Annotated in this window: 17 protein-coding genes; 12 read left to right on the top strand and 5 right to left on the bottom strand. The window is 68.4% G+C overall.

Annotated features, from left to right (window positions below; all coding sequences use genetic code 11):
* Window positions 1-91: 91 nt before the first annotated feature.
* From CEP17_RS11350 to CEP17_RS11340, 3 genes are all read right to left on the bottom strand, one after another.
* Window positions 92-2,140, bottom strand: a complete 2,049-nt coding sequence (locus CEP17_RS11350) for a hypothetical protein (RefSeq protein WP_112932316.1) — start codon at window positions 2,138-2,140, stop codon at window positions 92-94.
* A 320-nt stretch (window positions 2,141-2,460) separates the two neighbouring features.
* Window positions 2,461-2,880, bottom strand: coding sequence for a DUF4279 domain-containing protein (locus CEP17_RS11345; RefSeq protein WP_112932315.1), 420 nt, complete (start codon window positions 2,878-2,880; stop codon window positions 2,461-2,463).
* A gap of 27 nt (window positions 2,881-2,907) precedes the next feature.
* Window positions 2,908-3,351: a hypothetical protein gene (locus CEP17_RS11340; protein WP_162722444.1), complete on the bottom strand. Its 444-nt coding sequence runs from the start codon at window positions 3,349-3,351 to the stop codon at window positions 2,908-2,910.
* Between the two features lie 54 nt (window positions 3,352-3,405).
* Here CEP17_RS11340 and CEP17_RS11335 point away from each other — a divergent pair, with 54 nt between their 5' ends.
* The gene (locus CEP17_RS11335) at window positions 3,406-4,002 is read left to right on the top strand and encodes a class I SAM-dependent methyltransferase (protein WP_112932313.1); all 597 of its coding nucleotides are present in this window, start codon (window positions 3,406-3,408) and stop codon (window positions 4,000-4,002) included.
* An 80-nt stretch (window positions 4,003-4,082) separates the two neighbouring features.
* Here CEP17_RS11335 and CEP17_RS11330 read toward each other — a convergent pair whose 3' ends face one another.
* Window positions 4,083-4,619, bottom strand: coding sequence for a hypothetical protein (locus tag CEP17_RS11330; protein ID WP_112932312.1), 537 nt, complete (start codon window positions 4,617-4,619; stop codon window positions 4,083-4,085).
* A gap of 37 nt (window positions 4,620-4,656) precedes the next feature.
* Window positions 4,657-5,076, bottom strand: a complete 420-nt coding sequence (locus tag CEP17_RS11325) for a hypothetical protein (RefSeq protein ID WP_162722443.1) — start codon at window positions 5,074-5,076, stop codon at window positions 4,657-4,659.
* A 265-nt stretch (window positions 5,077-5,341) separates the two neighbouring features.
* Here CEP17_RS11325 and CEP17_RS11320 point away from each other — a divergent pair, with 265 nt between their 5' ends.
* From CEP17_RS11320 to CEP17_RS11270, 11 genes are all read left to right on the top strand, one after another.
* On the top strand, window positions 5,342-5,554 hold the full coding sequence (locus CEP17_RS11320; protein ID WP_051039565.1) for a hypothetical protein: 213 nt from the start codon (window positions 5,342-5,344) through the stop codon (window positions 5,552-5,554).
* Between the two features lie 54 nt (window positions 5,555-5,608).
* On the top strand, window positions 5,609-6,196 hold the full coding sequence (locus CEP17_RS11315) for a hypothetical protein (RefSeq protein ID WP_112932310.1): 588 nt from the start codon (window positions 5,609-5,611) through the stop codon (window positions 6,194-6,196).
* Window positions 6,193-6,720, top strand: a complete 528-nt coding sequence (locus tag CEP17_RS11310; RefSeq protein WP_112932309.1) for a hypothetical protein — start codon at window positions 6,193-6,195, stop codon at window positions 6,718-6,720. The genes CEP17_RS11315 and CEP17_RS11310 overlap by 4 nt, the downstream gene beginning before the upstream one ends.
* A 26-nt stretch (window positions 6,721-6,746) precedes the next feature.
* Window positions 6,747-8,162: a carboxylesterase family protein gene (locus CEP17_RS11305; protein ID WP_112932308.1), complete on the top strand. Its 1,416-nt coding sequence runs from the start codon at window positions 6,747-6,749 to the stop codon at window positions 8,160-8,162.
* A gap of 266 nt (window positions 8,163-8,428) precedes the next feature.
* Window positions 8,429-9,955 (top strand): sugar transferase, encoded by a 1,527-nt coding sequence (locus tag CEP17_RS11300; RefSeq protein ID WP_112932307.1) that lies wholly within the window; start codon window positions 8,429-8,431, stop codon window positions 9,953-9,955.
* A complete protein-coding gene (locus CEP17_RS11295) occupies window positions 9,955-11,103 on the top strand; it encodes a DUF1972 domain-containing protein (protein ID WP_112932306.1) in 1,149 nt (382 codons plus the stop codon). The genes CEP17_RS11300 and CEP17_RS11295 overlap by 1 nt, the downstream gene beginning before the upstream one ends.
* Window positions 11,100-12,224: a Gfo/Idh/MocA family oxidoreductase gene (locus tag CEP17_RS11290; RefSeq protein ID WP_112932305.1), complete on the top strand. Its 1,125-nt coding sequence runs from the start codon at window positions 11,100-11,102 to the stop codon at window positions 12,222-12,224. Before CEP17_RS11295 ends, CEP17_RS11290 begins: the two co-directional genes overlap by 4 nt.
* Window positions 12,221-13,117, top strand: coding sequence for a hypothetical protein (locus CEP17_RS11285; RefSeq protein ID WP_204359827.1), 897 nt, complete (start codon window positions 12,221-12,223; stop codon window positions 13,115-13,117). Before CEP17_RS11290 ends, CEP17_RS11285 begins: the two co-directional genes overlap by 4 nt.
* A gap of 1 nt (window position 13,118) precedes the next feature.
* On the top strand, window positions 13,119-14,357 hold the full coding sequence (locus tag CEP17_RS11280; RefSeq protein ID WP_112932304.1) for a glycosyltransferase: 1,239 nt from the start codon (window positions 13,119-13,121) through the stop codon (window positions 14,355-14,357).
* A complete protein-coding gene (locus tag CEP17_RS11275; RefSeq protein WP_112932303.1) occupies window positions 14,354-15,031 on the top strand; it encodes a DUF4352 domain-containing protein in 678 nt (225 codons plus the stop codon). Before CEP17_RS11280 ends, CEP17_RS11275 begins: the two co-directional genes overlap by 4 nt.
* A 50-nt stretch (window positions 15,032-15,081) precedes the next feature.
* Entirely contained in the window at window positions 15,082-19,794 is a 4,713-nt protein-coding gene (locus tag CEP17_RS11270) for a LamG domain-containing protein (RefSeq protein ID WP_112932302.1), read from the top strand.
* The last annotated feature ends 7 nt before the right edge of the window (window positions 19,795-19,801 follow it).

Raw genomic sequence — 19,801 nt, 5'->3', positions numbered from 1 at the left:
AGGCTGAGCCGGCGACCCGAACCGCTTACGCCATCAAGTGCCTGGTCCTGTAGCGAGGACCAAGCGCGCCCACAGGAAGCGCGACCGCTACCTACCGGATTTCTGATTCAGTGGAGACAGCTGGATCAAATCCCGTATCGACGAGCCTCTTACGCTCGCCCCGTCGCGCGAGGCGTTCCTCAATCAGGGACAGCACGGCGTCCAATCGAGGCATGAACGGGAGCGCAAAGCTGGCGATTCCGATAATGCCCACCAGTAGGGTTGGCCCGCGCGTCGACAAATCATCGCTGGTGACGAGTACATACACGGCCCCGGCCGCCAGGAGAAGAGCCGCGCTCCGTATTACCCAAGCGACGCCCCGAACCCGGCGACGCGCGATTAGCCGTGCGCGATCTCGAATTCGCTTCCGCTTTTCAACCTCGGATGATTCCAGCGCATGCAATCGCGCCTTCAATTCGCTTGACTCCGCCGCTTTGGCCGCTGCCTCTTTCTCCGCCTCCTCGCGCGCCTCAACCTGTCTGAGCCAATCTTCGGTCGCGTGGTTGGCGACCGCGTCAGACTGGGCGAGCCGTGATTCAAGTTCTCCAACCTCGCCCAGCAGGGGATCAGAGATTGCACCTCGGACTCTCTCGAGCACTGCGATTGGTAGCTCATCTATGACTGCATCCGCTTCACCAAGCGACTCAGCCATGAACGCATCACGCCCGACGCGAGTGGACCGGAGGACGACGGCATCGTCGGCGCTGACCCGACCGCTCGCTTCAAGCGACTCGATCTCTGCGACATATTTCGCCCACAACGTCGGCGATGGTTGCATGCCGACGTATGCCGTTGCCAGGACCATTTCTCTTGGGACGTCCGGAGCCAACGCGGGGCTACGAGCCCACAGCAGACTTGCCACAGATTCGGCGGTCACTGCTAGCGGAAACGAGTTCTCGTCCCGGAAATCTACCGCCCCCCAAACGAGATTGATGTTTGACGTCATCATCACGGCACGGCACCGCTCAAGCGCCTTGGAGCGCTCACCTCGACGAAGCCGATGCACCGCAGACAGCGAACGCACATCGTTCACCCGCGCCGCATCCTGAAGATAGTGCACGCGGCTGTGGATTTTCTCGTCTAGCTTCTCCTCATCGAGACCGTACTTGTGATAATCCTCCGGACGGTCGACGACAGAGATGCCAGCGTCAGCGAGTTGGTCGGGAAGGTGCTCGCGAGCGACCGCGAGATCGGCTGGCGATGCGCCTATTTCGGCGTAATGGAGATAGCCCGCCGACGTAGCGCGAGACAGCCCTCCCCGTCGCAACTGACCCTCGATGGCTTCGAGAATTCCATCCATCTCCGAGACCGAGTGGTCAAATATGACGACCCGCGCACCCTGTTGTCGAGCCATGTCCAGTACGTGAGTCATTGCCGACGCCGGGATCGGACCATGGTGGCCAAGAGCATCCATAGCGACCGGAGTGTCGAGCACCAGAGTCAGGCCGCTCAACGACTCGTTCATACTTGAGGTATCGAGCTCCAACACTGACGCCAGCATCGCGCCCTTCGCGGCTTCGACGACGTAGGCAAAGTGAACCTGATCGCGAGCGGCCAAATGGGCGACAAACGCTGCGACAACGTACTGGATTCCAGCCTTCGTGGCATCAGGGGCGGCCTCCCTGCCCAGGCTCTGCTTCAAGACCGATACCGCTTGTCGGTCAAAGAACTCTGCGAGGTTGGCAGCCAGGTCTCCTGTGGTCAGCTCTTCATGCTCAGGGAACTCTGTCCCGATGAATGACGCGAATTCATGTACCAGCTCGGCCTGCTTTCGGCGATACTCGGACAACGCGCTCGTCAGGTCCGGTAGCCCCCGCTCACCCTTGGGAGTCAGGCGCACGGCGTCGGTGCCGACAGGCTCAGTCAGGCCTTCTCGCGTTGTGCGACGCAGCAATCTAGGAACGACGAGGACCGGGATGTCCACTCCGAATGCGTCACGAACCAAGGTCGCGATAGAGTGACGTTCTACGATCGCACTCGGTGCACTGGAGATCGCCGAGAGCACGAAAGGCGCGAAGTTGTCGAGATAGTTCGGTGCCTGGCTGTTGTAGTTGGCCCGCAGAATCGCGTACCCCACCAATGCACTGCCGGGCGTTGCCATCGATACTCCTACCTCGCAGGGCGAAGCGCCCGGTCACCGATAACCATATCGACGTGCCGGTTCCGTGCCGGTAGCTCCGCTGAAATCACCCACAACCAGCCGCGACCAACCACGACGGCATCCGCGGAATCACGCGGCAAACGGCGACCAACCAGGACACGCTACGCCGCGGCATCCAGCTGAAAATCGTGAGGTCACGGGATCGACGCCGGTCGGAGCCACACGAACCGTCGTTACAACGGTTCCAGAAACCCTCTCCTAGCTTCTACGTGGCGGGAGTTTTGCCCTTAGCTGGCAGCGCACCTGGATGATGGGGCCGGCTACTGGTCTCGCTCCCCACCGTCACGCAGACACACAGTCCCGTAGAGGTCGACACCCAGCGCGGCGATCTGCCCGGCGACCGCGGCGGTCAGGACGAACCCGCCCTGCGCAGAGTCCGAGTCTGCGGACCACACGATCCGGGCGTGACAGTCCGCCGGCAGAGTCCCCACACGTCCGAACGCGGCGCGGCACCGCTCCAGAAGAGTCGTCAACGCCGCGGTTCCGGTCTGGTCGTCATCCTCGTTCGAGAAGGGCCCGGCATCCACCGCCCACGTGTGATGCTCACGAACGCGACCCGAACGACTCCCCTCCCCTTTACGGATGACGGTCGTCGGCGAAAGCCCGAGATGCTGCGTCACCAGATCGGGATCCGTCTCGACGGACGTCACGACCAGCGACGCTCGACCGGCGCGAATCATGAGCCGAGCATAGAGCGACGTCGCCGGTCAGCGGATGTTCGCTTCGTCGAGCTCGCAGTGCTCGACATCGACCGTCCCGATGAAGACGCCGGTCTGATTCCACGCCCACGAGCCCGACTCGAGATCCGCCGCGCGGAAGGAGGCGAAGATGCCGGGGCCCTGTCCGCCGAGGCTCGCCACCGTCACGCTCGTCCAACCGCTGGCAGGCGCCACGGCATCCAGGTGGAACACGTCACCCGTCTGGACGTCTCCGATGATCCGGGTCACCGACATCGCGGATTGCTCCGCTGATTCGTCATCCGACCACGTCACCTCGAAGAAGTCCGCATTGCGGGCATCGCACGTCGCGAAATCGAGCGAGCCATCCGCGTTGATCCTCGCTGCGACGCGGTTCACGTAAGAGCACCCGGCCAGCGTGACCCCCACGGCAAGAAGAGCCGTGACCCCCACGAAACGCACTGTCCGCCTCACGGGCTCACTCTAGGAGAACGGCCCCACCCCCGGCATCCGTTCTACCCTCGTGGTGTGACCGATGTCGCCGCCGCCTACGCCGCACGAGCGGCCGAGTACGTCGACGCCGTCGGATCGATGACCGCCGTGCACCCCAGCGACAGACACCTCGTCGAGACCTGGGCGGCCGCGGCATCCGGGCCCGTTCTGGATGCGGGCTGCGGACCGGGGCACTGGACCCACCACCTCCACCAGCGAGGCGTGGACATTCGCGGCTTCGATCTCGTGCCCGCGTTCATCGACGGCGCTCGCACGACCTATCCGGGTGTCAGGTTCGACCTCGGCAGCATCGATGCGATCGACGAGAACGACGGCGCTGTCGGCGGCATCCTGTCGTGGTTCTCGACGATCCACCACGAGCCCGAGCGCATCGCCGTGCCCCTGAGCGAATTCGCCCGCGTCCTTCGTCCCGCGGGTACGCTGCTGCTCGGCTACTTCGACGGCGAAGAGGTCGAGCCCTTCGACCACGCGGTCACGCGCGCCTACCGCTGGCCGGCATCGCAACTGCAGTCACGGCTCGAGCAGGCCGGCTTCGACGTCATCGAAACCCACCGGCGCTCGGAGCGCGGTCGTCGCCCGGTCGGCGCCATCCTCTGCGAACGGCGAGACTGAGGCAGCGACGACAACGGCCAGCCGGACTGACCACGGCGACGCCGCGGACGGGCGCAACCGCTGTCGCGGCGACCTACGGCTCAGCCGTCGACCCGAAACGCGAACACGTCGTCCGGCGCGAAGCGGTACTCGTCGTCGCAGCGGTAGCCGCGCAGCCACGGAACCCCGTCGACCACGCGAAGGTAGAACCCCTTCGGCACCTCGACGTCGTCGCTGATCGGCGCCGTCGCGACCTTCAGCGCGCCCTGCGGAGAACGTCCGGCCGACAGCACCGAATCCGTCGAGTTCGACTGCGTGAGCCACGCCAACCGGAGATACGGCGCGGCATCTGGCGGGCAGAGCGCCCAGCCAAGGGATGCCGCCGCAGCAAACACCTCCGGCAAGGTCCCGCCGTCCGCCAGGCCCAACTCGCGCACGGCGCGCGCGACGATTTCGACGCGCTCGGCGGGGCGGGTGTCGAATGCCGAGTGAGCCAGAAGAGTCTCGGCGTGGGCGTTGAGGCCGACCCCGTGCTCCTGCAACCGCGCGGCCAGATCCTGTCGCGACAGCCCGCCCACCGTCAGCGGACTCGGCCCCGGCCAGGCCCATGCCTCCGGCTCGGTCGTCTCGACGCTCATCGTCTCAGCGTAGGCGGCGGCATCCGCGACTCGACGCTTACCCTCCGGGGCACTCGCACACGCTGCCGCTGTAGCACTGGCACGGTAGCGGACTCGGGTCGACTCTCTCGGCCGGGGGCCGGGCGGAGTGGAGGCCACTGGCCAGCCCCACGCCGAGGTAGGCGCTGAAGAGCAGGGCGACGAGGGCCAGCGTGAACGCCGCCCATCGACTCCCCACGGCCGCGACGACCACGATGCCCAGGAGCACCGCGGCGACGATGCCGAAGCCCGCGGCGAAGGCGGCGCGCTGGCTCTCGGGGAACGAGCCTCCGAGGGCGGCGCCCACCGAGTACCCGAACAGCATGAAGAGCAGAAACGCGATCGCGGCGAGGGACAGCGCGAGACCCGACCACGTCACCACGCCGAGAGCCTCCCCCCTCGGCGAGCGTCTCTGCGCGCGAACGGGAGGCGACGTCATCTCGCCAGGCTAGACACCGCGCCGGCCGCTGTCTGTCGACCGAATGACCGACAGACCGGCCGGCCCAGGTCGGCGGGCGCCCGAGGTGTGGGGCCTATCGAGATGCCCGATTCGCCGCCCCTCGCCGCTGATCGGCGGAGAGAACTGCGACTTCATCCCTTCGAGGCCAGCCGCAGCCGCCTAGCACCGAAGGGATGCCGCGCGCCAGCCCACCGGCGAAGCTGCTTGCGCCTGTTACGTTTTCAGCCTCACTCAGAAGGCAGACATGACCGAGCGCGTAGCTGAGCGGGTGAAACGCCTGCTGCACGAACACCCCGACGCCGAGGTGCGCTTCACCGCTGCCGTGACCGGCGACAGCTACCTGTTCAGCATGAGCAGCGGGCGACCCGCGATCTTCGTCCACCCGCTGCACGAGCAGCTCGTGACCGATCTCCGCCGCGCTCACGCCGCTCACGTCGCGCCCACAGCGACGGCATGACGACGGGGTAGCCTGAACGTCGAACAGCACTGACGCGACGAAAGGCGAGAGCCGATGGCCGTGACCTACGCCTCCTTCAGCAGACGCACGCGCGCGAAGCTGAAACCGCTCGGCGCCGCCGACTTCCTCTTCCTCGCGGCCTGGAGCGCCACCCACCTCGACGACACCTACGGCGCCTATCTCGACGAGATCGAGCACGGCGACGCGCGCCGCGTGCTGCGCGACGCGCTCGACGCCGCGTGGACGGCGGTCGACGCCGGCGCCCTCCGCAGCGGCACCCTCGACGCCACCTTCCGCGACGAGCTGTCCGCGCACCTGGCCGCCGTGCGCGACATCGACATCGACGACCTCGACTTCACGAGATCTTCCGACAGCGGCGTCCTCAAACTGATGGAAGCGACCGAGGCTGCACTCAGCATCGCCGTGACACCAGACCCCGATCCCACCGACGTGCTCACCGCACTCTGGGCGCCGGTGGATGTGCTGAACACGATCAAGGAGGGCGGGGCGCTGCGCCCCGAGACCGACCCGCTCGACGACGCCTTCTTCGCCGAGGAGCTCGCCGCGCAAGCCGCCGTCATCGCCGATCTCCAGGCGCAAGCGCCGCTGACCGGCGCCGATCGGCGCATCCACCGATCATGACGATCGACTCGTTCCCCGCGTACCTCGCAACGCTCGAGAGGGCGATCGAGCGTCTCCCGCCCTCGGCGCGCCTCGCGTTCGGCGCCTGGTGCGCGCGACGGCTGTTCGCCGCGCACGCGGATGATCTGCCGGATGCCGCGGCACGGACCGCGGCCGCGGAGGCGCTGACGTTCGTCGAGCGTCGCACCGCCGCGGACACGGACGAAGCGGCATCCATCGACGCCGCCCTGCTGCGCCTGCAGACGATCGATGTCGACCAGATCGACGCGGTCACCAGCTCCGGTACCGGCGCGCTGAAGCTGCTGGAGTGCCTCGAAGACGCGCTCGTGTTGAGCGAGAACGGTGACACCGCGTTCGCCGTGGCGTGCGCGCAGTGCCGGATCGACGTCATCGACGTGGTGATGACCGACGACCTCGGACTCGACACCCGTGATCCCACCACACACATCCACCATCCACTGCTGTCCGCGGAGATCGACGCGCAGATCGCCGAGCTGACGCGTCTGGAACGAGCGAAGGACTGAGACCGAACGCCGCGTAGGGTGAGGCCATGGAGAACCCCGTCGAGGCCACGATCAGCTCCGGCGCACTGAGGGGCAGCCAGGCGAGCGGAATCAGCCGGTTCCTCGGCATCCCCTACGCGGCCGCGCCGATCGGCGAACGCCGCTTCCGAGCTCCGGCCGCGCCGACGGCATGGAGCGGAATCCGCGACGCGACGAGGTTCGGAGCGACCGCCCCGCAGTCCGCGTACGGCGGCCCGATCGGCGAGCTCCTCAGCTGTCCCATGATCGAGGGCGACGACATCCTCACTGCCAACGTCTGGAGCCCCGCGGATGCCGCGGCATCCCCCGTCGTCCTCTGGATCCACGGCGGCGCGTTGGAACGCGGTGCCGCGGCCGAACCCACCTACGACGGCACGTCCTTCGCCCGCGACGGCGTGGTGTTCGTGTCGGTCAACTACCGCCTCGGCGTCGAGGGGTTCAGCGTGCTCGAGGGCGCCCCGATGAACCTCGGACTGCTCGACGTCGCGCGGGCATTGGAGTGGGTGCACGCGGAGATCGGCGCGTTCGGTGGCGATCCGACGCGCATCACCCTGATGGGCGAGTCGGCCGGCGGCGCCCTGGTCGCCGCCCTGCTCGCGCGCCCGACATCCCGCGCGCTCGTCGCGGGGGCGATCATCCAATCAGGGCCGCTCGAAGCGACCTCGCCGCAGAAGGCGCGCCGCGCATCCGACGCGATCGCGCGCCGCCTGGGCATCCCGCCCACGCGTGACGCGTTCGCCGCACAGATGACGGGCGACCTCCTGCGGGCGCGCGCACAGGTCGCCGCCGGCTCGTCACCGCTTCGCGGCGCACCGGGATTCGCTCTCGCCGTCGACGCCGCCACGCTTCCCGTATCGCCGGAACACGCCCTCGCCGACCTCGATCTACCGCTCCTCATCGGCACCAACACCGACGAGTACCGCCTCTGGTTGACGCCCGAGGCCATCGCAGATATCGGCCCGATGAAGGCATGGCTCGCCCGGCGGGCCCTGCGCGTCCCCGAACGCGCTGCCCGCACGGTGCGCGCAGCACTGCCCGACGCGAGCGCGGGCGAGGTACTCGGCCAGCTTCTGACCGACCGTCTCCTCCGCGCCCCCGCCACGCGCGTCGCCCGCGCACGAAAGGCCCCGACCTACCTCTACGAGTTCTCCTGGGAGAGCCCGGTTCGGGGCCTCGGCGCCGCCCACGCGCTCGAGCTCGGATTCGTGTTCGACACGCTGACGACCGACCAAGCCGTGAAACTCGCCGGACACGACGCGCCGTCGGACCTCGCGCGCGAGATGCATCGCGCCTGGGTCTCGTTCATCACGAAAGGCGATCCCGGCTGGCCGGCGTTTGGCACCGAGCGGATGACGCGGATCTGGGATGCCGCGCCGCGCGTGGCCCCGCAGCGACGGGCGGCCGTCGTCGACGCGCTGCGGTAGGGAGTGCCGGCTCGAGGCGCGGCGGCAGGAAAACGCCGGAAGAACGACATCTGTCCACAGGCTGAATACTCGCGGTGGCGCTCGACGCGATTCGCGGGGTAGAGTCGCTCACGACGCACGCGTGACAGCCGGGGGGTTGGTCCGCAGGAGACGGGGGTCTTCGCGTCGTCTTACTGGGGGTGGACGGATTTCGATTCGTCCGTCGGTTTGCTGGGGGGCAAAATGCCGACTGCATTGCTGCGTTCGTCCGTGCTGGGGATCACACGATGAGCGCGCTTCACGACGCCACGGGCATCGCGACGACCGGGTTCGTTTCCCCGTTCCCGACGATCGCGTCTCGGGCGTCCGCGGCCGCACCACCGTCGCGCGCTCTTGAGCGCCGGCAGTCGTGGGAACGCCGCTACCGCTGGATCCTGCGCACGAGCGACGCCGCCGCGGTCGCCTTCACGTGTGCAGTGGCCTCGGTGGTCTCGATCGGCGCGGTGAGCGGCCCGCTCGCCGTCGCCGATCCTGACCTCGTCTTCCAGATCGCCGCCGCGACGGCCGTGATCTGGCTCCTGATGCTCTCCGCCTTCGCAACGCGAGACGTCAAGCTCATCGGCTCGGGCGCCGCCGAGTACACCCGCGTGATCCACGCGACCGGGTTCGCGTTCGGTCTTCTCGCGATGATCGATGTGGCCATCGATGTCGACGGCATCCGCGCGCAGCTCTTCGTCGCACTGCCGCTCGGCATCGGCGTCCTGCTGTTCGAGCGCTGGCTCTGGCGCCGTTGGCTCATCCGCCGTCGACTCGCGGGCGCGTACACGACGCGCGCGGTCGTGGTCGGCGAGCGCGCAGACGTCGAGTACGTGATCCGCTCGCTCGCCGACCCCGGCCTGGGCTACCAGGTGGTCGGCGCCTCGCTGCGCGGGGACGACCTCGACAGCCTGCGCGTCGGCGACGCCATCTACCCGGCGATGCGCACGCACAGCGTGGCCGAAGCGGCCGCAGCACTCGACGCCGACACGATCATCATCGCCAGCCGCGGAGACGAAGGCGCCGACGAGATCAAGCACCTCGCCTGGCAGCTGGAGAACACGGCCGCAGAACTGGTGATCTCCAGCCGCGTCTCCGATGTCGCCGGGCCGCGCATGTCGCTGCGGCCCGTCGAGGGGCTGCCACTCATCCACGTCGAGATCGCCTCGTTCACCGGCCGCGCCTACCTCGCCAAGCGCGCACTCGACATCGCGGTCGCTTCGATCGCACTCCTTTTCTTCGCGCCGATCGCGGCGGTCATCGCCATCGCGATCAAGCTCGACTCGCCCGGTCCGCTGTTCTTTCCCCAAGCACGGGTCGGGCGTGACGGCCACGAGTTCCGGATGATCAAATTCCGCTCGATGGCCGTGGATGCCGAGGAGCGGCGCGCCGCGCTGCTCGCGGCCAATGAGGGCGCGGGCCCGCTGTTCAAGATGCACGACGACCCTCGGGTCACCCGCGTGGGCCGGATCCTGCGGAAGTACTCGCTCGACGAGGTTCCCCAGTTCTGGAACGTGCTGGTCGGCGACATGAGTGTCGTTGGCCCGCGCCCTCCCCTTCCGAGCGAAGTCGCCACCTACGACGACGACGTCTTCCGTCGCCTCTACATCAAGCCGGGCATCACCGGCCCCTGGCAGGTCGGAGGACGCAGCGACCTCAGCTGGGAGGAGAGCGTGCGGCTCGACCTGCGGTACGTGGAGAACTGGACGGTGATGACGGACATCGTGCTCATGTGGCGGACCGTCCGCGTCATGCTGCGACCGGACGGAGCGTACTGATGACACGCACGGTCCGCATTCTCGGCACGCACGGCGTCCCCGCCGCCTACGGCGGGTTCGAGACTGCCGCACAGCATGTCGCGATGTACCTGCGCGATCGGGGCTGGAACGTCGTGGTGTACTGCCAGCTCGACGGCGACGGCGACATCACCTCGGATCGCTGGAACGGGATCGAACGGGTGCTCGTTCCGGAACCGCGCGAAGGCTGGAAGGGCACGTCCCACTTCGACCTCGTCTCGATCCGCCACGCCACCGCACACCACCGCGAGGGTGATGTGTGGTTGACCTTCGGATACAACACCGGCGTCCTCGACGTCATGCCGCGCCTTCGCGGCATCCCGAACGTGATCAACATGGACGGGATGGAGTGGACCCGCCGGCGCTGGGGGCTCGCCAAACAGGCCATCCTCCTGGGCAACGAGCGTCTCGCCGGTCTCGTCGGTGACGTGCTCATCGGCGATCACCCCGTCATCTCCGCGTATCTGCGGCGTCACTTCGGCGCACGGCGCGTGCAGACCATCACCTACGGCGCACCGGAGGTCATCAGCGCACCCGTCGCACCGGTCTCCGACCTCGCTCTCGCCCCCGACGCGTACGGCATCATCGTCTGCCGGCCGATTCCGGAGAACTCCGTGCTCGAGATCGTGACCGCCTGGTCGGCACGCCACCGCGGGATGCCGCTCGTCGTGGTCGGGCCGTACACCGACACCGACCCGTACCACCTCGCCGTCCGCTCCGCCGCCTCGGACGAGGTGCGCTTCCCCGGTGCGATCTTCGACGCGGATCGGCTCGCCGCGTTGCGCCTGCACGCGGCCGTGTACGTGCACGGACACACCGTCGGCGGCACGAACCCGTCACTGGTGGAGGCGATGGGCGCGGGCAACGCGGTCATCGCCCACGACAACCGCTACAACAGCTGGGTCGCCGGACCCGACAACGCGTACTTCCGCGACGCCGACGATCTCGCAGTCCTGCTCGACGAGCTCCTGCCGGACGCCGGGCGGCTGCATCGGATGGGCGAAGCCAGTCGAACCCGGTACCGCGAAGAGTTCACCTGGGAGCACATCGGCGCCCAGTACGAGCACGCACTGCTCACGGCGCTCGCGCGCCACGGCCATGTTTCACAACGAACGGAGGTGCTGGTGTGATCGATGTCGCCGTCGTGGGCCTCGGCAAAATGGGGCTCTCTCACCTGTCCATGATCAAGGCGCACCCGGAGGTCAATCTCGTCGGTGTGTGCGACGCCACCGGCTATCTTCTCGACATCCTGTCGAAGTACACCGGAGTCGCGACCTACAAAGACCTCAGCAAGATGCTCGACGAGGCCAGGCCCGAAGCGATCATCGTGGCGACGCCCACCCACCTCCATGCGGGAATGATCCGGGAGGCGTTCCGCCGCGGCATCCACGTGTTCTGCGAGAAGCCGTTGGTCATCGATCCCGCCGAGAGTGTCGAGCTCGCCGCCCTCGCCGAGGAGAAAGGCATCGTCACGCAGGTCGGCTACCACAACCGCTTCGTCGGCGCGTTCCGCGAAGTGCAGCGGCTCCTCGAACTCGGTGCGATCGGCACGGTCGAGACCGCGCTCGCCGAAGCGTACGGGCCGGTGGTGCTGAAGCCGGCCGGACGCACCTGGCGCAGCCAGCGTGCCACCGGCGGGGGCTGCCTCTACGATTACGCGGCGCACCCGCTCAACCTGCTCACGTGGTACCTGGGCGAGCCGGAGTCGGTCAGCGGCAGCCAGCTGACGAGCATCTTCTCGGCGCAGATCGACGATGCCGTCGCGGCGACGCTGCACTACCCGCAAGGCACCGCGCAGATCATCGCGAACTGGTCGGACGAGTCGCAGCGCAAGATGACGACCAAGATCACCCTGTGGGGTGAGCACGGGCGCATCCACGCGGACCGGCAGGAGATCCAGGTGTACCTGCGCGACACCGCGGAGATCCCGGAGGGCTATCGCGCGGGCTGGAACGTCCGCTACACCACCGATCTCACCGAAGCGCCGTGGTTCTACCTGCGCGGCGAGGAGTACAGTGCGCAACTCGACGCCTTCGTGTGGCGCGTGCGCTCTCGTGCCGTCCACGGCCAGAACGACTTCGGTTCCGCCGCGGCGACCGACCGCGTCATCGCGATGATCAGCGAAGACGCCACCCGCGTCGACGCGCGGCTCGCGGCATCCGGCCACACCGCGACCATCACCCCGCTCGCGCCGCGCCGCGCGAGCCGATTCGGCACGGCACTGCGCGCCCTGCGAGGAGGAGCACGATGACTCTCATCACCCCGTCCACCCGGACGATGGACCGCCTGCTGTTCGGCGACAACCAGTTCTTCGGCGTCAACCACATGTCCGAGGAGAAGGCGCGCGCCCAGCAGATGCGCTTCCAGGACACCGACGCGATCATGTCGGTGCTGGATGCCGCCTACGACGAGGGCGTCCACACGTTCATGTGCACGACCCACGACCGCATCGGTGAGATCGCCGACCGGGTACGCGCAGAACCTGACCGGTACGACCAGATGACGTTCTTCCCCTGCATGCCGTACGCACACAAGTACGCCAATGCGGTCACCGACGACGGGTTCCTCGGCGCGGTGCGCCGCTTTCTCCCGGAAGAGGGTCTGCTCGATTCCATTGCGCGGGGCGCGTCGTCGTTCGCGCGCAAGGACATCGAGGGCGTCGCCACACTGCTGATCGATGCCGAGCTCAAGATGTTCTCGGGCCTGTCGACGCCCGTGATCTGGCTGCAGAACGTGATCGTCGATCTGCTGTCGGGCCTGGGCTTCACCGATGCCTTCCGCATCTTCGCGGACCATGTCCGAAAGCGCTACAACGCCGAGCCGGGCTTCATCACCATGAACCTGCCGCGACTGCTCGACGATCTCGACCGCGCCGGCGTGGAGAACCCGATCGTGTGCTCCAACATCAACAAGCTCGGCTTCCGCATGTCCGGCGGCGTGGACAGCTACCTCGACGCGATGCAGAAGCGACCGTTCCGCGCTGTCGCGATGTCGGTGTTCGCCAGCGGCGCGATCTCGCCGCGCGAAGCGATCGAATGGGTCACCGCGCTGCCGAACCTCGAATCGATCGTGTTCGGCGCGTCGAGCCGAGCCAACATCGCCTCGACGGTGAGTCTCGTCGACGAGTACTGGCCCGAGCACTGACATGGCCTCCACCGCCCACGGTCGCACCGTCCTGATCGCGAACCCTTCCGCCGACCTCTACGGATCGGACCGGATGATGCTCGAAGGCGTTCGCGGCCTCGTCGAACTGGGGTGGCATGTGGTCGTGACCAGTTCGGATGACGGACCCCTCATTCCGCTGCTGCGAGCCGCCGGCGCCGACGTCGTGTTCCTGGACGCGCCGGTAATCCGCAAGAGCGCCCTGCGGCCCGGGGGACTCGTGCGACTCATCCGCGAGATCGCCACGCAGACGCCGCGCATGCGTCGCCTGGTCGCCGATCTCGAAGCCGACGTGGTGATGGTGAACACGGTGACCATCCCGTTCTGGCTGCGCGCCGCACGGCGGGCGGGAGCCGCCAGCGTCGTGCACGTGCACGAGGCCGAATCCACGCTGTCGGCGCCCGCGCGCGCACTTCTGACCCGACCCTTGCGGTGGGCGAGCGGCGTCGTCTTCAACTCCCAGACCAGTCGTCGCGTGTCGGGGTCTGCATGGCTCGAGCGGCGCGATCGCGCCCGGGTCGTCCTGAACGGTATCGCCGGCCCCGACCGACCGTCGCCGGCCCGTATCCACCTCGATGGACCCCTGCGGGTCGTGTACGTCGGACGTCTGTCGCCGAGAAAGGGAGTGGATCTCGCCATCGATGCGATCGATCGCCTCCGGTCCGCGGGGATCGACGCGGAACTCGACATCGTGGGCGACGTCTTCCGCGGTTACGAGTGGTACGAGCGACAGCTCCGAGAACAGATCTCGCGCCTTGCACTCGAGGACCGTGTTCGCATCGTCGGCTTCCAACGGATGGTGTGGGACATCGTGTCCGCTGCCGACGTGGCGGTCGTTCCCTCCCGCGGAGACGAATCGTTCGGCAACGTCCTGATCGAGGCCCTGATGTGCGCACGCCCGGTGGTCGCCGCTGATCATTCGGGGCTGCGCGAGGCCTCCGGGGGGCTCGAAGCGGCCGTCCTCGTTCCGACCGACAGCGCCGATGGCCTCGCGAGAGGTCTCACCGGAGTGCGAGACGACTGGGCCGCAATGCGCGACCGGGCGTGGCGAGACGCCGAGACGGTGCGACGGCGCCACTCGCCGGACGCCTACCATCGCGCTCTGTCCGACGCACTCGCCGAGCGCATCGGAGATCTCGGCGCGCGAGCGCCCGGTCGGACGGCGGCGTCGACGATGATGAGCGAGTCGGAACCCCTCGTGCTCGAGGGGAGAGGGCGATGAGGCGCACGGTCGCGACGTCCGCACGTCCCCGCCCCCGCGCCGCCACGATCGGTGCGGCAGCGGCAGCGCTCAGCCTGACACTCGTTCTGACCACCACGGCCTGCTCCGCCCCGCTTCCGGAGGGGGCATCCGCCCCGGCAGCGACACCGGCGGCTCCGGCCTCCAGCACACCAGTGTCCACGGGAGACGCTGTCGGCGAAGCCCCCACAGCGTCACCCGCTGCCGACGCTCCCGTCGCGAAAGTCGGACGAGGCGGCGGCACCGCCACCGTGAGCGCGGCGGCATCAGCTCCCGATGCACCGGTGGTGTACGCGGACGGTGTCACGCTGCAGATCACGGATGTCTCGTACGCCACCGAGACGTCCCAGGGCCCCGGCGCCGCGACCGGACGCGAGTTCGCCCGACTCACCGTCGAACTCACCAACGGGTCGACCGCGCCGATCGACGTCTCGACGTCGGTCGTGACGGTGCTGGATGCCGAGGGCAACCGACTCACCCCCGTCTACACCCCGGAGTCCGGGGCGCGTGACTTCAGCGGCACCGTCGACCCGCGGCAGATGACGACCGCGGTCTACGCGGTCGCCGCACCGACCGACCACTCCGCCCCGCTCACGATCGTCGTCGACTTCGACGCGCTCCACACGTCCGCGGTGTTCCGCGGTGCGCTGACCTGACCCGCCGTGTTCCGCCCGGCATCCGTTGCCCACTCCGCCCGAGGAGCATCATGACCCGACCCGCCGCGCACTCGTCGCGTCTCACCCGCCTCCTCGCGCCCGTCCTGGCAGCGGCGACGATCATCGCCGGCGGTCTCGTCGCCGCCGCACCCGCCGCGGCGGCAGATCCCGCTCCGGTGGCGCCGGAGACGGTGACCGTGGATCTCCTGCCGACCTGGCAGATCAACGGCGTCGTCTGGAGCCAGGCCGTCGTCGGCACCACCGTCTACGTGACCGGCAGCTTCACGAAAGCGCGGCCGCCGGGGGTCGCGGCGGGCGGAGCCGGCGAGATCGACGCGAACAACGTGTTCGCCTTCGACATCACCACCGGCAACCCCGTCGCGGGGTTCGCGCACGCCTTCGACGCCCAGGGACTCGTCGTCCGCGCCGCTCCCGACGGGAAGACCGTCTACTTCGGCGGCGACTTCACCACCGTCGACGGCCAGGCGCGTGCACACGTGGCCGCCTTCGACGTCGCGACGGGTGCGCTGACGCCGTGGGCACCGCGCACCGATGGACAGGTGCGCGCCTTCTCGTTCATCGGCGACACCGTATACGCGGGCGGGAACTTCCGCTCCAGCAACGGCCAGCCGCGCACCGAACTGGCGGCGTGGAGCGCGACGACCGGCGCGCTGACGTCGTGGGCGCCCACCGCGTCGGGCGACGGGTTCGTGTGGGACATGGTCACCAGTCCCGACGCGTCGCGGCTGATCGTGGCCGGATCCTTCACCGTGCTCAACGGCGCGACCGCGTACGGAATGGGAGCTCTGGATGCCGCGACCGGTGCAAGCATGCCGTGGGCCGCCGTCGACCGCATCCGCAGCGCCGGCCTCAACGGCGCCATCTCCAGCCTGAGTACCGACGGCACGCAGGTCTACGGCTCGGGCTACGCGTTCGGCGCGGGCGCCTCGTTCGAGGGCACGTTCGCCGCCGATCCGTACACCGGCGCCCTGAACTGGGTCAACGACTGCCTCGGCGACACGTACTCGACCTTCCCGCAGAACGGCGTGCTCTACGTGGCGAGCCACCACCACGACTGCAGCGTCGTCGGCGGGTTCCCCGACACGAACCCGCGCTCGCGGTGGATGAAGGCGACGGCGGAGCCGACGACCCCCGTGGGCACGATCACGCGCAAGGACGCCTACGGGTGGGACTTCACCGGCCTGCCGTACGCGGGCCTGCTGAACTGGTACCCCGACCTCGACTTCGGCTCGTACACGTCCGCCCGCCAGGCGGCGTGGAGCGTCACGGGCAACAGCAACTACGTCGTCCTCGGCGGCGAGTTCCCCAAGGTGAACGGCGTCGCCCAGCAAGGTCTGGCCCGGTTCGGCAAACGCACCGTGTCACCGCATCTGAGCGGTCCGATCTACACCGCCGCGATGACGCCCACACCGTACTCGAACGAGCGCGGGCTGGTGCGTGTGCCGTTCAGCAGCGCGTGGGACCGCGACGGGGCGGCCATCACCTATGACGTCTTCCGCAACCCCGCGACCAAGATTGCCACGTTCAGCCGCACCGACGGTCGCTTCTGGTCGCTGCCGAGTCTCAGCATCGTCGACAGCGTACAGACTCCCGGCAGCCAAGTGCGTTACCAGGTGAGAGCAAAGGATGCCGACGGCAACATCCAGTGGAGCGCGTGGTCACCCTGGATCACCGTCTCCGACGCGGCCACCTCCGCGTACCGCGCCGCCGTCCGCGCCGGTGGGGCCTCGCACTACTGGCGACTCGGAGAGCCGAGCGGGGCCACGCGACTGTTCGATGACGTGGGCGACACTCCCGGCATCCCGACCGGACTCGCGCTCGGAGCGCCCGGCGCTCTGCAGGGCGACACGGATGCCGCGATCACCTCCGCCGGCGGGAGCACGCCACGGATGACCACGGTGGATCCCCTGCCGAGCGACACGGCGGTATCGGTCGAGGCATGGGTGAACACGACGAGCACACGGGGAGGCCGCATCGTCGGCTTCGGGGACTCCGCCACCGGAACCTCGTCCTCCGGCGGCACCGACCGCGTGCTGTATCTCGACACCACGGGGCGCGTGAACTTCGCGATCAACGACGGGGCCTATCGCACGGTGTACAGCCGCGGCAGTGTGAACGACGGTCAATGGCACCACCTCGTCGGCACGGTCGACGGCACGGGGATGCAGCTCTTCGTCGACGGCATACGCGTCGGGCGCTCCCAGGCAGCGACCACGCCGAAGTCCTACACGGGCTACTGGCGCATCGGGGCCGACCAGACGTCGGGCTTCACGAATCGTCCCACCGACGCCGGGCTCGCCGGCAGCATCGACGACGTCGCGGTCTACCCGAAGGCGCTCTCGCAGACGGATGTGCAGTCGCATTACACCGTGAGCGGTCGCACGGGCGCATGGGGCACCGCCGGGTCGGACGCGTACGGCACAACGGTGTCGGCCGATCGACCCGATCTGTACTGGCGTCTCGACGAAGCCACGGGCACCGCACTCACCGACGCCGCCGGCGGCGGTCCGGTCGGAGCACTGTCCGGTACCGTCACACGGGCCGTCGGCGGGATCACCCCCAGCAGTAGCGCCACCACCTTCAACGGGAGCACAGCGCTCGGAGTCGCTCAGGAAGCGTGGGACGCTCCGCAGGCGTTCAGCGCCGAACTGTGGGTCAAGACCACGAGCACGAAGGGTGGCAAGCTCATCGGGTTCGGCAACACGTCCTCCGGGCTGAGCAGCAGCTACGACCGGCACGTCGTGATGCAGAGCAATGGACGCGTGAACTTCGGCACGTACAACGGCACGCAGAACACCATCACGAGCACGAACGCCTACAACGACGGCCAGTGGCACCACATCGTCGCTTCGCAGGGAGCCGACGGGATGAAACTGTGGATCGACACGCAGCTCGTGGCGAGTTCGCCGGTGACCACCGCACAGGTCTACCGCGGCTTCTGGCGCATCGGTGGCGACAAGACCTGGGGCAACACGTCGAGCAACTACATCGCCGGCACCCTCGATGAGGTCGCCGTGTATCCGAGCGTCCTCAGCGAGAGTCGTGTGCGCGCGCACTTCGCCGCGGCGGGCCGCGTACCGAGCGAACGCGCACCGGTGCCTTCGTTCACGGTCGCTTCGACCTATCTCACGACGACCGTCGACGGCTCCGCGACGACGGATGCCGACGGCAACCTCGCCACCTACGCATGGAACTTCGGCGACGGCACGAGCGCGTCAGGACCGACGGCGACGCACACCTACGCCGCCGCCGGCACGTACACGATCACGCTCACCGCCACGGACGCGACGCTTCTCACCGGCGCACTGTCGAAGACCGTGACCGTGGCGCCGAACCAAGCGCCCACCGCGGCCTTCTCCCCCACCATCGACCATCTCGCCCTCAGCGTGGACGGCAGCGCATCGCACGACAGCGACGGCTCCATCGCCGCCTTTGCGTGGGACTTCGGCGACGGAACCTCAGCCTCCGGGACGAACGCCGCGCACACCTACGCCGCCCCGGGCGACTACACGGTGCGGCTCACGGTGACCGACAACGACGGGATGACGGGCACGGTGACGCGCGTGGTGACGGCGAGCGCCGTTCCGAACCAACCGCCGACAGCGGCCTTCACGGAGACGACGGACTTCCTCTCCGTGAGCGTGGACGCCAGCGCCTCCACCGACCCCGATGGCACCATCGCTTCGTTCGCGTGGGACTTCGGCGACGGATCCACCGGCGCGGGAGCGACGGCCTCGCACGTCTACACATCGGCCGGCACCTACACCGTCTCCCTGGTGACGACAGACGACAAGGGGGCCACCACCACCGCGTCCCACGCGATCACGGTGGTGGCCGATCAGCCGCCGGTAGCCGCGTTCGTCACCGGGGTGACCGACCTTCGTGTTGCCGTCGATGCCACCGGCTCGACGGACCCGGACGGCAGCATCGCCTCGTATACCTGGGATTTCGGAGACGGGACGAGCGCGACAGGCGCCACCGCCGTGCATGACTACGCGGCGGCCGGGTCCTACACGATCTCGCTGACCGTGGCCGACGATCACGGTGCGACATCCGCACAGACCGCTCCCGTGACGGTCACGGCACCGCGGGTGTGGGCGCGCGACGACTTCGAGCGCACCGTCGCCAGCGGTTGGGGCGCTTCCGATGTGGGCGGAGCCTGGGCGATCACACCGAACACGGCGACGGCGGTCGGCAAGTTCTCCGTCTCCGGCGGAACAGGGAAGGTCACGCTGTCGGCGGGCAACTCGTACACGGCGTCGCTGCCCGCGGCGACCGCGTCGACCGACGCCGAGGAGCGGTTCACCGTGACGTTCAGCCAGCCGTCGACCGGGGGCGGGTACTACTTCTCCGCGATCGGTCGACAGGTCGATGCCGCGAACGACTATCGCGCGAAGGTGCGTGTGGCCTCGACGGGAGCCGTGGCCGTGTGGCTCACCCGCACGGTGGCGGGCACCGAGACCGTGCTGACGAGCCTGACCATCCCGAACACGACGGTGACCGCCGGCGATGCACTCAGCATCCGCTTCCAGGTGAGCGGGGCCAACGCGACGAGCCTCAAGGCCAAGGTGTGGCGCACCGCGACGGCGGAGCCCGCATCGTGGACCCTGACATCGTCCGACGCCACTCCGGCTCTCCAAGTGCCCGGCGTCGTCGGCATCAACAGCTACCTGTCCGCCAGCGCCACCGCCGTTCCCGTGCAGTACTCCTACGACGGCTTCTGGGCCGGACCCGCGAAGTAGTTCCGAC

The organism is Microbacterium sp. PM5 (assembly GCF_003293595.1).
In the GTDB taxonomy this organism is placed as follows: Bacteria; Actinomycetota; Actinomycetes; order Actinomycetales; family Microbacteriaceae; genus Microbacterium.
Note: the sequence above shows the minus strand (reverse complement) of the source record. Positions and strands in the feature narration are given on the sequence as shown.